This window comes from Corynebacterium tuscaniense (assembly GCF_008693065.1).
GTDB classification, from domain to species: Bacteria; Actinomycetota; Actinomycetes; order Mycobacteriales; family Mycobacteriaceae; genus Corynebacterium; species Corynebacterium tuscaniense.
On the sequence record NZ_VXKH01000014.1, the window covers coordinates 23,855 to 37,696 of the forward strand.

Genomic DNA, 13,842 nt, shown 5'->3' on the forward strand with positions numbered 1-13,842 from the left:
TGACTTTACCACCGTGGGCGCCGTAGTAGTTACTACAGCAGCCCTTGAACACCGTCGAGGAGCGGGTTGCGCCACAGATCCACGGTGATATCACCGTTCTTCCGTACCTCCTCATTCGGGCCCGGACGGTGTCCCGCGATGATGCCATGCTGGGATGGGCTAGCGGTGTCCACCAAATCACCGGTAATCAGACGGCCAGTCCACCCCATCTCACCCAGGCGTGTCACGGCTTCTTCACGGCTCTGCCCGGTCAAATCCGGCACACGGATCATCTGTCCGTTGGAGACCCGAAGCTCAATAGTGGTTTCACGTTGCACCTCAGTGCCTTCACCGGCGATAGCCAAAACTTCACCCACGGGGCGGGAGGAATCCACATCCACGCGGGTTGTCTTCAGCCCCAACGATTCAAAGGTGCTTTCCACCTGGTCGATGTTCATGCCACGCATCGCCGGAACCTTGACCTTCTCGTGGCCAGTGGACACGGTGACGGAGACCTTCGAACCCTTTGAAATCTGGGTGCCGCCAGCCGGGTTCTGGGACATGATCTTGCCGTCCTCGACGGTGTCGGAGGTGCCGCGCTGCAAGTCGTCGTTAAGCTTGAGCCCTGCTTTCTCCAGCTTTGTAGCTGCTTCTTGCGGCGTGAGACCCGTGAGATCCGGCACATCCGTGATCTCGCGGCCCGAAGATACAGTCAGGGTGACATTCGCGCCGCGCTTCAGCTGTGACCCTTCAGTGGGGTTGATGGACAGGACCTCACCGCGCGGGACGTCCGGGTGCGGGGACTCATTCACCGTGACCTGCAACCCCACATCCTCAAGCTCCGCCACGGCCTCCGAGCGGGTCTTGCCCACGACACTGGGCACCGTAACCACTGAATTCGACTCGCCGGTGATCACCCCGCGGACCTTGTTGAATGCCACAGCACCACCACCCAACGTAATCACGGCTGCCAGCAGTATCGCGAGCAACTTCATGCCCTGGCGCGATGTACCGTTCTGCTCATTACGGTGCTCCAGGTAGCGGGACTGCGGAACCACCGCGGTCTGTGTTGGGTCATCGACGTACTCGTACTCGTATTCGTAGTCCGGTTCCTCCTCCGGGTGCGCAACATGGTTACGCGCGGCCTGAGTCACGGCACCGCGGCGGAGACGCTCGAGGTCCTCGCCCATCTCCGTGGCGGACTGATACCTGTCCGCGGGGTGCTTGGCCATCGCGGTGAGGATGACAGCATCCACGTTCACCGCTTCCGTTTCACTCAGGTTGGAAATGCGCGTGCTCGGCGGCTCCGGCTCCTCCTGTACGTGCTGGTACGCCACAGCAAAGGGGGTTTCCCCTTCGAAAGGTGGGGTGCCCGTTACGGTTTCGTACATCACGCAGCCCAGGGCGTAAACATCACTACGCCCATCCGCATTCCGGCCACGGGCTTGCTCCGGGGAGAGGTACTGCGCGGTGCCGATCACGGCGGAGGTCTGCGTCATCGCCCCGGTTGAATCATCCAGCGCGCGGGCGATACCAAAGTCCATCACCTTCACCTCACCGGTGCTGGTGACCATAATGTTGGCCGGTTTCACATCGCGGTGGATGATGCCGGCATCATGGCTGGCCTGCAACGCATAGGTGACGGGAAGCAGCAGTTCAGCGGCATCCTCTGGGGTCAGCGGACCATCCTCACGTATGATGTCGCGCAGGTCACGGCCTTTCACGCGCTCCATGATGATGTAGGGCACGGAAATGCCGCTAACATTCGTTTCCCCTGTGTCGTACACAGACACGATGTTCGGGTGATTCAGACGTGCAGAATTTTGCGCCTCTCTGCGGAACCGTTCCCGGAAGTTCTCATCCCGCGCCATGTCCACCCTGAGCATCTTCACGGCTACTTCACGCCCAAGGAGGATGTCAGTGGCTACGTAGACGTCAGACATGCCGCCGGCGCCAATGGAATTACCCAGCTGGTAACGCTCACCAATAAGAGTCATGATGCTCCTTTAAGTTACAGCCCCGGTAGTTCAGGGACTCCGTTGAAGTCCGGAATGGGGTACGGGGTAGGGGAGGGGGTCGGGTGCTGGCTTGGGGAATCAGGCGCAGGCGTGTACGGAGGCTCGGGCTCAGGTGTGCTGGGCTCCTCCGGCTCAGGGGTGTTGTACAGCGTAGACGGTTCCGCCGACGTTGTTGTGCGTTCGGAGGTCGTCGGCGGTTCTGTGACGGTGGTGATTTCCGTGGTCAACGTTTCACTGCTCGGGCTCGTAGTGCTGCTTGTAGTGGACGTGGTGGTCGGTTCCGTGCCCAGCAAGCCATCTAAAGCCCCGGAGGTCAACGCCCACACGGCACCGAGAATGGCAACGAGTGTGAACAGGGCGATGAGCACGCCAATGCCAAAGCCGCCGGACTTCTTCGTGGGAGCGGGGGCTGGTGCCTGTGCGTGTTCCAGGGCTGGCACGTGTGTGGTCCCATTGGGCACGGCAGCGAGTTCTGCCGTGGATGCTTGCGGTTGGGGTGGGGTGGCGGCGACGAAGGTCTTCGTCGGGCGGCGTCCCGCGCGCGCATCGGCGATGGCCTGCTGGAACTCCGCGCCGTCGGCAAAGCGAGTTGCTGGGTCCTTGCGCATAGCAATCGAGATCAACTCCCGCGTCGGCGCGGAAATGCCGGTGGACAGTGGCGGGGGGTTGTTGGACACGTGCGCCAAAGCAATGCTTACCGACGAATCCCCGGTAAACGGCCGCTTCCCCGACAACAACTCATAGCCCACCACACCCAGCGAGTACACGTCGCTGGCAGCGTTGACCGGGAACCCTTGGGCCTGTTCCGGCGAAACGTATTGGGCGGTGCCCACCACCATGCCGGTGCGGGTGAGTGGGACGGCGGAGGCAGCCTTAGCAATGCCGAAGTCCGTGATTTTCACCTTGCCGTTTTGGGTGAGCATGAGGTTGCCCGGTTTGATGTCACGGTGGACCAGTCCCATGTCGTGGATAACAGCGAGGCCATGGGCGGCTTGTTCCAGGATGTCCAGGGCCAGGGACTCCTCAACGCTGCCCTCACGGTGGAGGAGGTCGGCCACAGATTCACCGCGGATGTACTCCATGACAATGAAGCACATTGCGTGGCCCTCATCACTGGGGACTTCGCGGTAGTCATAGGTTGCTACAACGTTTTCAGAGGTGATGTCTTCAGCGGCGTAAGCCTCATTGCGGAAGCGGGCCAGGAACTCCTCGTTGGCAGAAAACTCGGGGCGGAGCACCTTGATGGCAACCTCGCGGTCATGCGCCGGGTCATCCGCCAACCACACGGTGGACATGCCGCCATGGCCGATGACCCACTGCAAGGTGTAGTCGGGGCCAATGAGCCTTTGGAGTTCTTCGCGGTTGTCAGTATTCATGGTTAGTTTCCTCCCTGCTGGTCACCCGCGCCGGGGGCGGTAGCCAGGACAGTGCGGCCAATGGGGGCGGCAATCTGTCCGCCGGTGGCGCTTTCGCCCATGCCGCCGCCGTTTTTCACTACGACGGCAACCGCCACATCTTTATCCTCATCAAACGCCACATACCACGTGTGCGGTGCCAGCCCTTCGCCGTGTTCGGCGGTGCCGGTCTTGGAGGCGTAGTTGTTGCCGTTGTATCCGTGGGTGTTGCGTTCAGAGCTGCGCATGAGGTCTTTCAGCTGCGCCGCAATATCAGGGCTGATGGCTTCAGTGACTTGGCGGGCGCGGAAATCCCGCACGGTTTTCATCTTCGGACTGACAATGCGCTGGACCACCTGCGGTTCCATACGGCGGCCATCATTGGCCACTGTGGCAGCCATAACGGCTGCTTGCAGGGCTGTCATGGTGACGTCGCGCTGACCAATAGCACTTTGCCCCACTGCCCCAAGATCCTCCAAGCCGCCCAGTGAACCGGCAGCGTTGGGCAGCCCAAGGTCATACTTCTCACCAACGCCGAAGGCGGTAGCGGCCTCGCGCAAGGGGCCATCGCCCATTTCTGTAGCCATCTGCACAAAAGCTGTGTTGCACGACAATGTGAAGGCTTGGTGCAGCGTGGTCTGGCCACCACCGCCACACGGGCGGCCACCATAGTTGGTCAGTTCCACCTCGGTGCCTGGCAGGGTGATCGCGGCCTCCGCTGTCAATTGGGAATCCGGCGTGTAGCCGTTTTCCAGGCCTGCAGCTGTGGTGATGATCTTAAAGATCGAGCCCGGTGGCAATTGCTCCTGAGCAGCATGGTTGAGAAGTGGGTTACTCGGATTCGAGGTGATGGACTCCCACGCGGCGTTCGCGGCCGTGCCATCGGGATTCACCACCGCATTCGGATCGTAGGAAGGACTCGACGCCATGGCCAACACCTCACCCGTGGAGGGGCGCAACGCCACCACAGCTCCCTCGTATCCACGGTTGTCTAGCTGGTCAAAGGCAGTAGCTTGTGTCTGCGGGTCCAGCGTGAGTTCAAGCGAATCGCCGACGCGCTTTTCGGTGGTACGCAAGAAACGGCTACCCGTCGCATGCGTCTCACCATTCAGATTCGCGTTGAAACCTTGTTCCAGGCCAGCAGCACCAAACTGGTCCGACAAGTACCCCACGACCGGGGCAAAGGAAACCGGCATGTTGGGGTAGGAACGCTGGTAGAGTCCCTGGTCGTCCTCGAACGACTGCGCAAGAATCTGCCCACCCGCACTAATCTGACCACGCTCAATCTGCTTGGCCTCAACGAAATTCCGCGCGTTGCGTGGATTGCGTGCGTACTCATCTTCATGGAAGACCTGCACCCACGATAGGTTGATCAGCAAAATCACCATGAGGAAAAGGGAACCAATCGCGCCAATGCGTATCGACGAATTCACTGCGCCACCTCCTCAGCCGGCCTATTCGCACTATTAGAAATACGCAGCAGTAGGCCCAACAACATGTAGTTAGCCATCACTGCTGAACCACCAGCAGAAATGAACGGTGTGGTCAAACCCGACATGGGCATCAGACCCGAAACACCACCGGTGACCACGAAAATTTGCACCGCAATCGTCAGCGCAAGACCCGAGGCGATCAGTTTGCCGTATGTGTCGCGTACAGCGAGCGCGGTACGGAAACCACGGCTGATAAAAATGGCGAAGATGACCAGCACGGCGGCAAGGCCAACTAACCCAAGCTCCTCACCAATCGCGGCGAGGATGTAATCCGAATGCGCCACCGGGACCGTTTGCGGGTAGCCAAAGCCTAAACCTGTGCCGGTCACGCCGCCCCAACTCAAACCGAACAGGGCCTGAGATGGCTGATAGCCGAAGGTGTCAATATTGGCAATCGGATCCCGGAAGTTCGCCACACGGTCCTGGATCTTCTCGGAGATCTGGTACACCGTAAAACCACCAATGGCCACCAGCACGAAGCCAATGACCAACCAACTGGTGCGGCCAGTGGCGAAGTAGACCATGCCAAGCACAGTGGCAAAGAGCAGCAGCGCCGGGCCGAAGTCATTCGATATAGCCATGATCAAAATGGCAATCGCCCACACCATGAGAATCGGTGCAAGGTCACGCAAACGCGGGAATGTCATGCCCCACAGGCTGTAGCCCGCCACCGTGAACAGGGAACGCTTCTGCGCTAGAAGTTGGGCGAAGAAAACCAACAACAGAATTTTGGAAAACTCACCCGGTTGGATAGAAAACGGGCCAAGCCAAATCCAAATCCGGGCCTCCGCATCCGGCGGCTGGGGCCACACCAACGGCAAGGCCAACAGCACCAAACCCAACAAGCCCAACAAGTAGGAAAAGCGGGTGAGCTCCTTATGGTCACGCACCACGAGCAGCGTGGCCACCAAAATAAGCACACCGACGAGGGACCACATGACCTGGCGTTCCGCCAAGTGCCAGCCCTTGGCAATATCCAGCCGGTAAATCATCACCAAACCAATCGCGTTCAGCGTGGCTGCCGAAGGCAACAACACCTGATCCGCGTGCGGGGCGGCATAGCACATCGCCACATGCGCAATCGCGTACACACCAATGAACCCGCCAACGAGCCACAGCATATCCACTGTCAACGCATTACCTTGGGAAAGCTCCAAACCCACCAGCATGAGCAACAGCAACGCTGCCGAAAATACGAGCAGGAAAAACTCTCGTCCACGCGAAAATAATGGGCGCACTAGGACACCTCCCTGCACTTCTGCGAGGAGTTTGCCTGATCCACCTTATCCACGCACGCTGGCAACGCTTCTTCCGCCAGGCGGTTCACCTGGTCAGAGATCTCGGAATAAGAGCCGGTGCCCAAGCTATGCACCCGGGCGGCAGTGGCCTCCGGCACATCAGCCACACCGAAACGCTGGCAGTTCCTCGGCATCTCATCCGTGTCTACGATCGTGATTTGGTTCTCACTATTAATGCAGATCTGCTGCACCGGCTTATGCAAAGGCTTGCCCAGGATGCTGTTGGTAAAGCCCTGTTCGATCACAAACTCATCAGCATCATTGACAGTGATGGAGTACGTATTTGAACTCGCGCGATCAAACCACCACGCACCAACAACACCCGCCGCAACCACGGCGAGCGCAAGAATCAGAGCTGTCCAGCGGAGGCGTCGAGGGTGATCCTCCTCATCATCAGCAGCCGGAGCTTCCGTCTCCTTCGCCCCGTCCGAGGACTGCGAGCGGTTCTGGGTGCGCACCAGTTTGGCGGCGCGGCCGGCGGCGGTGTCGGGGTGCGTCGGTTCGTCGACAAGCGCTAAAGCCCCAGCGAGCGCCGACTTTGCTGGCAACTCTGGGCAACCATCTGCCTCCGTGTCCACCACATCGGCGATGACAACCGTCACATTATCCGGCCCACCCGAACGCAGCGCGAGCTCAATGAGACGCTGCGCGGCCTCCGCTGGTGTGCCCGTTCCAACCGTCGACGCAATCGTCTCATGCGTGACCGGGTCCGACAGACCATCCGAACACAGCAAATACCGGTCACCCGCCCGCGCATCGAGCAACTCCAAGTACGGCTCAACCGGCCGACCCGTATACGCCTTCAAAATGAGGGACTTCTGCGGGTGCGAAGACACATCCTCCGCCTGCAACTTGCCCTGCTCAACCAAGGACTGCACAAACGTGTCATCCACTGTGATCTGCGTCAACTCGCCACCGCGCAGACGGTAACCACGCGAATCGCCCACGTGAATCAGACCAAACTGGGTGCCGTTGAACATGAGAGCCGTCAACGTCGTGCCCATGCCATTCTGCTCAGGGTTTTTGGCTATAGACGCCTCAATCGACGCATTCGCATCCTCCGCCGCCGCCGCCAGCAGCGCGAGCACATCCGCATCCCCAGGGTCACGGTCCAAATGCTCCATGTGCTCAACCATGAGCTGCGAGGCAACCTCACCAGCAGCGTGGCCACCCATCCCGTCCGCGAGCAGCAGCAAATGCGGGCCGGCATACGCTGAATCCTCGTTGTTTCCGCGCACCAGGCCACGGTCCGAAAAAGCGGCAAAATTCAGCTTGAGAGTGTGCGTGCTCATGGCATCAACCTCACAATCGTGCGCCCCATCTTGATGTCCGTGCCCACCTGGACGCGCTCAGGTTGGTCAATGCGGTACCCATCCACAAACGTGCCGTTGCGCGAATCCAGGTCCTCCACAAACCAGTCCGATCCACGCCGGAACAATCGCGCATGGCGAGCAGAGGCAAAATCATCGCCCAGCACAAAATCATTATCGTCCGCGCGGCCCAACGTCAGCGCCTCTAAGCTGGCCACCTCCATGTAGGAGCCCTGCAGAGGGCCCTCCACGACGACCACTTCACGCGCCTTTTCGCGTTTCGACGCCCCCCGCACCGGCGCCACCCCCGACGTCGCCCGCCGCACACCCAACTCAGCTGCTTTAATATCCTTCCGCTGTGTTGCAAGCACCACGAGAATAAACAGCCACAAAAGAATCAACAGGCCGAAACGGGCCCCGAGCATGAGAGCACTATCCATGAGAAACCAGCAACCTCCGCTCTAAACGCCCTGCCGCGGTCCGGCGATGCGCACCTCAATAGTTGAATGGCCAAGTGTAATCACATCACCATCCGCCAGCTCCCAATTTTCCACCGGCTGATCATTCACCGTCGTTCCATTTGTGGACTGCAAATCCACCAAAAACGCCGTCTGGCCATCCCAAATGATCTCCGCATGTTGGCGGGACACCCCGGTATCCGGAATGCGGAAATCCGCATCATTGGAACGGCCCAGGATCGTCGACCCCTGCCGGACCTGGTACGTCCGCGAGGACCCGTCCTGAAGCAGCAGTGTCACGGAAGGTGTGGGCATGGCGTTCTCCTGATTTGGCTGGGCTTGCTGGGCTGGGACTTCTTTTGGTTCAGCCGGGCGTGACGGCCGGGCAGCTGCAACAATCGCGTCGAATCCGCTGTCCACATCCGGGGTCGCATCAACATACGAGGAAACACGCAGCTGGCCGGTGCGTAGGCCCGACTCTTCCGCCACACGCACCACCACCGGCCCATACAGGCCCCACCTCATGTTGCGGATAAAGCGGGTGAGCTGGCCTGCAAGATGTGTGGGCAGGTCTGGGTCCTGCGACAGGTTTTCCAGGTCTTTCGATGACACACCAATGGCGTAGACATTCGGCACCGCCAAATCATCATCCTCATGCGCCACGACACAATCCTGGGCTTCCTGCTTAAGCAGTTCCTCCAGCTCAGCCGGAACAACACGCCCCCCGAAGACCGCCGCAAAACCGTTATCCAAACCGCGCTGCAGGGCACTGTCGAACTTGGCCAATCGGTCCATCAAGGCCATCTACCCACACCTCCTCTCACGATCAACCGCTCTAGTTTCGACAGACAGTATAGAGTTTCGCGGGCAAACAACCTAGCTGCACAAACAAAAATGCTCCATGAACACGTAATTTGACGGTACCCGCTGGGTGCGTGCTATGTTTACTTAGTCGCCCGCCCGGGTGGCGGAATTGGCAGACGCGCTGGCTTCAGGTGCCAGTGTTCGCAAGAACGTGGGGGTTCAAGTCCCCCCCCGGGCACGAACAGAATGACCCGTCGGATATGCACATCCGGCGGGTCATTCTTCCTTCTGCACGTCTATCTCCTAAGATCTTTCGGGTCTGACATCCATTTTCCCGAATAGAAAGACGTGTTATGAACGACATCTTCCGCAAGGCTGGTACTGAGTTCCTGGCCACACTGCTGTTCGTGTTCGCCATCGTGTCCGCTGTCACTACCGCAGGCGCGTTCGCACCGATCGCCATTGGCTTCGCCTTGATGATTCTTGTGTACTCCACTGGCCACATCTCCGGCGGCCATGTGAACCCGGCAGTGTCTCTTGGCGCATTCCTACGTGGCGCAATGACCGCTACCGAGATGGTCATTTACTGGGTGGCACAGATCTTGGGTGGCATCGTGGGTGCCCTGATCACCCGCGGCGTGTTCTCCGAGGCGCCGACGGCTGCTCAGATTGAGACTGCTCCGGCATTCATCGTCGAGGCTGTGTTCACCTTCATCCTCGTGTGGGTCGTGCTCAACGTTGCCACCTCCAAGGACACTGACGGCAACTCCTTCTACGGCCTGGCCATCGGCGCAACTGTTATGACCGGCGCTTTCGCTGTCGGCTCCATCTCCGGCGGTGGCTTCAACCCGGCGGTGGCGATCGGCCTTGCAGTCAACGGCAATTTCGACTGGGCAAACATTTGGCTCTACATCGTTGCTCCGCTCATCGGTGCAGCCCTCGCAGCTGTGGCCTTCCGCGTCTTCAGCCCGGCTGACCACGAGCAGAACGTCGACGCCTAAAACGCACAACGCACGGCAGCGAGATAGTTTAGCCTAGGAAACTATGGCTGAACGTACCTTCCCACTGCCCAAGCTTCCTATCAACACCGCTACCCGCCCAGGCCCAGGAAAGCCCGGGGAGGTGGCGGTGTTGGCGCGTTTAGCGGACCGTATTGGGGGCCTCGTGCAGGGCAGCAAGACCCTCAACCTGTTCCCGGCGGTGGGCCGCGCGCGCCGTAACTTCTTGCCATGGCTGGTGTACTCGGGGATGCTCATGCCGTTTGGCATTCTCTCCCGTCAAGAATCTGAGCTGATCATCCTGCGCGTGGCCGCACTGCGCGACGCGGACTATGAGTTGGAGCACCACAAGCGCCTGGGCAAGAAAGCCGGGCTCACCACCGCCGATATCGAAGCGGTCCAACAGGCAGAGCACGGCTTGACCGGTCGCCGCGGGATGCTAATCGACGCTACCGATGACCTCATCCGCCACCGCCAAATCTCCGACGCCGTGTACGCCGAACTCATGCGCCACATCAACGAGAAAGAACTCACCGCACTCCTTCTGTTGGTGACCAATTACGACGGGCTAGCCACGCTCATGGACGTGCTCCATGTGCCTCTTGACGAGCCGCGTCCTTAGCCACCCACTGGAACGCCCGATTAAGACCCGTCATGGCCCACCGGTACACAAACGGCAAGTTCACCTGCGCCCACCGGCCGATCTTCACATCCGCACCAGTGGTGATGAGGTACTTATTTCGGCGCACGCCCCGCAGAATGATCTGAGCGCACTTGGCGGGGGATACGGCGTGGCGTTGGAAGAGTTTCTTGGCCTTCTGCACGCGTGGGTTGTTCTGATCAATGCCGTCAATATCGATGGTGCGCACCAGCCCCGTGTCCACCGCGCCCGGCGCAACAGCGTGCACCTTGATGCCGTAGGGTGCCAAGTCAAAGCGCAGCACCTCCAGCATGGAGAGCACACCGCCTTTCGACGCTGAATATGCCGCATGCCACGGCAACCCCAAAATGCCCGCGGAGCTGGCCACGCACACCAGGCGCCGTGGCCCCAGTTCTTTCGCGGCCGCACCGGTCAAGGGCCCGTCGTCCATCATCAACGGGACAAGAGCACGAATGATGTGGACGGTGCCCATCAGGTTGACGCTGATAAGCTTCTGCCATTTTTCAAGCGGCATCGCAGCCACGCTGCCCCACATGGAGATCCCGCCGACGTGATACACGGAATGCGGCACGCCATGCTCCGCGATGATCCGCTGCCCCCACTCGGCCACCTTTGGCTGATCTGACACATCCAGCGCCGTCGCATCCAGCACCGCACTGCCGATCTCCCGGGCGGTGTCCTGCAGGCCTTCATCGTTGATATCAGTGATAACCACCGGCCATCCATCAGCAGCGAGCTGAATAGCAACCTGTTTGCCAATGCCAGAGGCGGCGCCCGTAACCACGGCGTACGAATTTTTCATGAGGTTCTCCTTTGCCACTTTAGTTTTATGGTCAAAATAAAGAGGGCACCACGTATCCTAGGGAATCCCGCCACCGAAATATGGCGATTTCGCCCACGGGCTTAGACTGAACCGCATGCCGCGCAGCCCGATTCCCAGCTACCTCACCGCGATCCTCGACGAGGTCCGCCCCAACACCGACGGCGCAAACGCCGACTACATCGAAGGGCTGCGCAACGCCGACCCGGACAAACTCGCCCTCGCGGTGTGCACGCGCTCCGGCCACCTTTATTCGGTGGGGGATGATGAATACGAATTCACCATCCAATCCATCTCCAAACCCTTCGTCTACGCGGTCGCGCTAGATCAGCTTGGGGAGGACAAGGTACACAATCACGTCGGCGTTGAACCCTCCGGCGAGGCATTCAACGAGCTTTCGCTCGATGACGCCACGCACCGCCCCGCCAACCCCATGATCAACGCCGGCGCCATCGCCGTGAACCGGATGGTAGCGGATGATGCGGCCATACTTACGGCCTTCTCCCGCCTGGCCGGGCGGACGTTGACAGTGGATGAATCCATCTTGCAGGGTGAACTAGCCACCGCTGACCGAAACCTGGCGCTGGCCCACATGCTGCGCGAATACGGAATGATCACCGGGGACGTGCACGATGCTGTGGAAAGCTACACGCGGCAGTGCTCCATCCTCGTCACCGTGCGCGACCTCGCCGTGATGGCTGCCACCTTGGCCAACGGTGGGCTACAGCCGGTCACGGGGGAGCGGGTACTCAGTACCAAGGCGTGTCGCCTGACGCAGGCCGTGATGGCATCCTGCGGCATGTACGACGGGTCCGGCCGCTGGATGAGCTCCGTGGGCATCCCCGCCAAATCCGGTGTGGCAGGTGGCCTGATTGGTACGTTGCCTGGTCAGCTCGGTGCGGCGTCCTTGTCGCCGCGGCTCAACAGTGAGGGCAACTCGGTGCGTGGTGTGGACATCTTCCAAAGCTTGTCGTCTACTCTGGGACTCCACATGATGGCGTCCAACTACTACTCCGCGCCGGGTATCCGCGCGGTTCACCGTAAGGGCGAGACCAATATCGTGGAGCTGCAGGGCATGATCAACTTCACCGCCGCCGAGACGATCCTCCACGACCTCGTGGAACGCGAACTCGTCGGCGACAACCTGGTGCTGGACTTCCGCCACGTCACCTCTTTCAACCTCGCTGGCCGCCGACTGGTCAAGGAGGGCCTGCGCCAATTCCGCGAAGACGGATTCGATGTCGCTGTCTACGACCCAGCCTCCGCCATGCCCGACTACGAATTCTCCGACGGCACCCAGGTGGATTCCATCAAAGACGTCTCCGAATCCTTCGAGCTCACCGTCACCCCGGAGGAGGCCTACACTGCTCTGGCGGAGCCGGAAGTGGACTTCGATGTCGCTGAGGACGAATCCGGTGACCGCCTGGTCTGGCACAGCGCCGACGAGGAGTGGGCGGAGTCTGACATCATCTTCGACTTCGACAAAGACTCCGATGGTGCCACCACCGTCCACGTCACCCACCGTGGCCTCACGCCCCGTTACGAGGAGGCGGCGCAGCACTGGCGCGGGGAGATTCGCAAGCGCCTTAAGCCGCTCACTCAGCAGGACTAGTTCCCTATCTTTCCTACAGGTCTTCCTGTAGGTTTTCCTGTAGGTCTTCCTGCATGGCAGCTTGGGCGTTCAGCCGCTTTTCGTCTTGGGCGTTGCGCCTGGCCAAGATGCGTGGTGCGAAAACGAGGGCCATAGCTCCACCGACGATGGCCCCAATGATCAGTGACCATTGGCCGTCACCCACGTTGAAAGCGATGCCACTCACCATGACCAACGCCAACGCAAGGTTGAGTAAAGCCAGCCCAAGGTACCCCTTGAAGTTCCCCTTCGGGCGCGGTGCGTGCGCCTTCAACCAGCCTGAGCTGATGAGTTCCGGCCCCGCAACAGGCAGGAAGACCAGGAATGAAAGCCAGGAATACTGCCCCGGCAGAGCCCACGCCAAGATCGCACCAGCGAGGAAAGCGAAAGGGGGCACCATGCTGAAAGCAACAGTTTGGGACTTGTGCACCATGGATTCCTGGTATTCGTCGCCGAGGTGCCCAGTCACTTTGGAAAGGACACCGTCACCGATAGTTGTGAAGATGCTCATTGGAATTGTGCCTTTCTTGTGTTGTTAGCTTTCTTGCTCATCCCCGAAGACTTCCTCGACCGTTTTGCCAAGAACCCGGCACACATCGAGTGCGAGGTAGACGGAAGGGGAGTAGTTGCCTTTTTCAATATTGGCGATGGTCTGCCGCGACACCCCGACCTTCTCCGCGAGTTCTGCCTGAGAAAGATCCAGCCAGCGCCGCCACTGCCTCACCATGTTTGCCATGTTTCTGCCTCCTTCGCTGTGTTAGGTGGCTTACCCATACAATAAAAGAAACCAGACAGCATGTAAAGGAGACTTGTCAAAAAGTCACGCAAAGTGTCGCCGTGCTGCGCGAACACTACGATGGGGCGCATGAGTAACGCGTCGAAAGCCATGGACACCATCTGGTGGCACGTCTACCCCCTCGGAGCCACCGGCGCCCCGATCCGGGACCGCGCCGGAGACGGCTCCGATGCCGCCCCGCGC

At 60.0% G+C, this 13,842-nt stretch carries 12 protein-coding genes, 1 tRNA gene and 1 pseudogene; 4 read left to right on the forward strand and 10 right to left on the reverse strand.

Going from position 1 to position 13,842, the window contains the following annotated elements:
• Positions 1 to 32 precede the first annotated feature (32 nt).
• The 7 genes from pknB to F4V54_RS04570 are packed head-to-tail and all read right to left on the reverse strand — an operon-like array spanning position 33 to position 8,754.
• Positions 33 to 1,976: a Stk1 family PASTA domain-containing Ser/Thr kinase gene (gene pknB / locus F4V54_RS04540; protein WP_150386392.1), complete on the reverse strand. Its 1,944-nt coding sequence runs from the start codon at positions 1,974 to 1,976 to the stop codon at positions 33 to 35.
• 14 nt (positions 1,977 to 1,990) lie between these two features.
• Positions 1,991 to 3,373 carry a serine/threonine-protein kinase gene (locus F4V54_RS04545; protein WP_034663765.1) on the reverse strand — a complete coding sequence of 461 codons (1,383 nt, stop codon included), beginning with the start codon at positions 3,371 to 3,373 and terminating at the stop codon, positions 1,991 to 1,993.
• A 2-nt stretch (positions 3,374 to 3,375) separates the two neighbouring features.
• The gene (locus F4V54_RS04550) at positions 3,376 to 4,824 is read right to left on the reverse strand and encodes a penicillin-binding transpeptidase domain-containing protein (RefSeq protein WP_150386393.1); all 1,449 of its coding nucleotides are present in this window, start codon (positions 4,822 to 4,824) and stop codon (positions 3,376 to 3,378) included.
• Positions 4,821 to 6,122 (reverse strand): FtsW/RodA/SpoVE family cell cycle protein, encoded by a 1,302-nt coding sequence (locus tag F4V54_RS04555; RefSeq protein ID WP_034663760.1) that lies wholly within the window; start codon positions 6,120 to 6,122, stop codon positions 4,821 to 4,823. Before F4V54_RS04555 ends, F4V54_RS04550 begins: the two co-directional genes overlap by 4 nt.
• A complete protein-coding gene (locus F4V54_RS04560) occupies positions 6,122 to 7,474 on the reverse strand; it encodes a PP2C family protein-serine/threonine phosphatase (protein WP_102723653.1) in 1,353 nt (450 codons plus the stop codon). Before F4V54_RS04560 ends, F4V54_RS04555 begins: the two co-directional genes overlap by 1 nt.
• A complete protein-coding gene (locus tag F4V54_RS04565) occupies positions 7,471 to 7,932 on the reverse strand; it encodes an FHA domain-containing protein FhaB/FipA (RefSeq protein WP_034663755.1) in 462 nt (153 codons plus the stop codon). The genes F4V54_RS04560 and F4V54_RS04565 overlap by 4 nt, the downstream gene beginning before the upstream one ends.
• Before the next feature lie 21 nt (positions 7,933 to 7,953).
• Positions 7,954 to 8,754 carry an FHA domain-containing protein gene (locus tag F4V54_RS04570; RefSeq protein WP_150386394.1) on the reverse strand — a complete coding sequence of 267 codons (801 nt, stop codon included), beginning with the start codon at positions 8,752 to 8,754 and terminating at the stop codon, positions 7,954 to 7,956.
• Positions 8,755 to 8,908: 154 nt separating this feature from the next.
• Here F4V54_RS04570 and F4V54_RS04575 point away from each other — a divergent pair.
• The 3 genes from F4V54_RS04575 to F4V54_RS04585 all read left to right on the forward strand — a co-directional run bounded on the left by F4V54_RS04575 (position 8,909) and on the right by F4V54_RS04585 (position 10,374).
• Positions 8,909 to 8,992: transfer RNA gene (locus tag F4V54_RS04575), tRNA-Leu, on the forward strand.
• A 115-nt stretch (positions 8,993 to 9,107) separates the two neighbouring features.
• A complete protein-coding gene (locus F4V54_RS04580; protein ID WP_150386395.1) occupies positions 9,108 to 9,755 on the forward strand; it encodes an MIP/aquaporin family protein in 648 nt (215 codons plus the stop codon).
• 43 nt (positions 9,756 to 9,798) lie between these two features.
• Complete coding sequence (locus F4V54_RS04585) at positions 9,799 to 10,374, forward strand: carboxymuconolactone decarboxylase family protein (protein WP_180969866.1); 576 nt, start codon at positions 9,799 to 9,801, stop codon at positions 10,372 to 10,374.
• On the opposite strand, the gene F4V54_RS04590 is transcribed toward F4V54_RS04585, so the two are convergent.
• Positions 10,331 to 11,215 (reverse strand): SDR family oxidoreductase, encoded by an 885-nt coding sequence (locus tag F4V54_RS04590; protein WP_150386396.1) that lies wholly within the window; start codon positions 11,213 to 11,215, stop codon positions 10,331 to 10,333. The two genes, F4V54_RS04585 and F4V54_RS04590, sit on opposite strands and share 44 nt — an antisense overlap.
• Positions 11,216 to 11,330: 115 nt before the next feature.
• Between F4V54_RS04590 and F4V54_RS04595 the strand changes: the two are divergent.
• Positions 11,331 to 12,560 (forward strand): annotated as a pseudogene (locus F4V54_RS04595) (glutaminase); the annotation flags it as partial.
• 298 nt (positions 12,561 to 12,858) lie between these two features.
• Here F4V54_RS04595 and F4V54_RS04600 read toward each other — a convergent pair.
• Complete coding sequence (locus F4V54_RS04600; protein WP_034663743.1) at positions 12,859 to 13,374, reverse strand: hypothetical protein; 516 nt, start codon at positions 13,372 to 13,374, stop codon at positions 12,859 to 12,861.
• 24 nt (positions 13,375 to 13,398) lie between these two features.
• Complete coding sequence (locus F4V54_RS04605; protein WP_102723659.1) at positions 13,399 to 13,599, reverse strand: helix-turn-helix transcriptional regulator; 201 nt, start codon at positions 13,597 to 13,599, stop codon at positions 13,399 to 13,401.
• Positions 13,600 to 13,842: the final 243 nt, after the last annotated feature.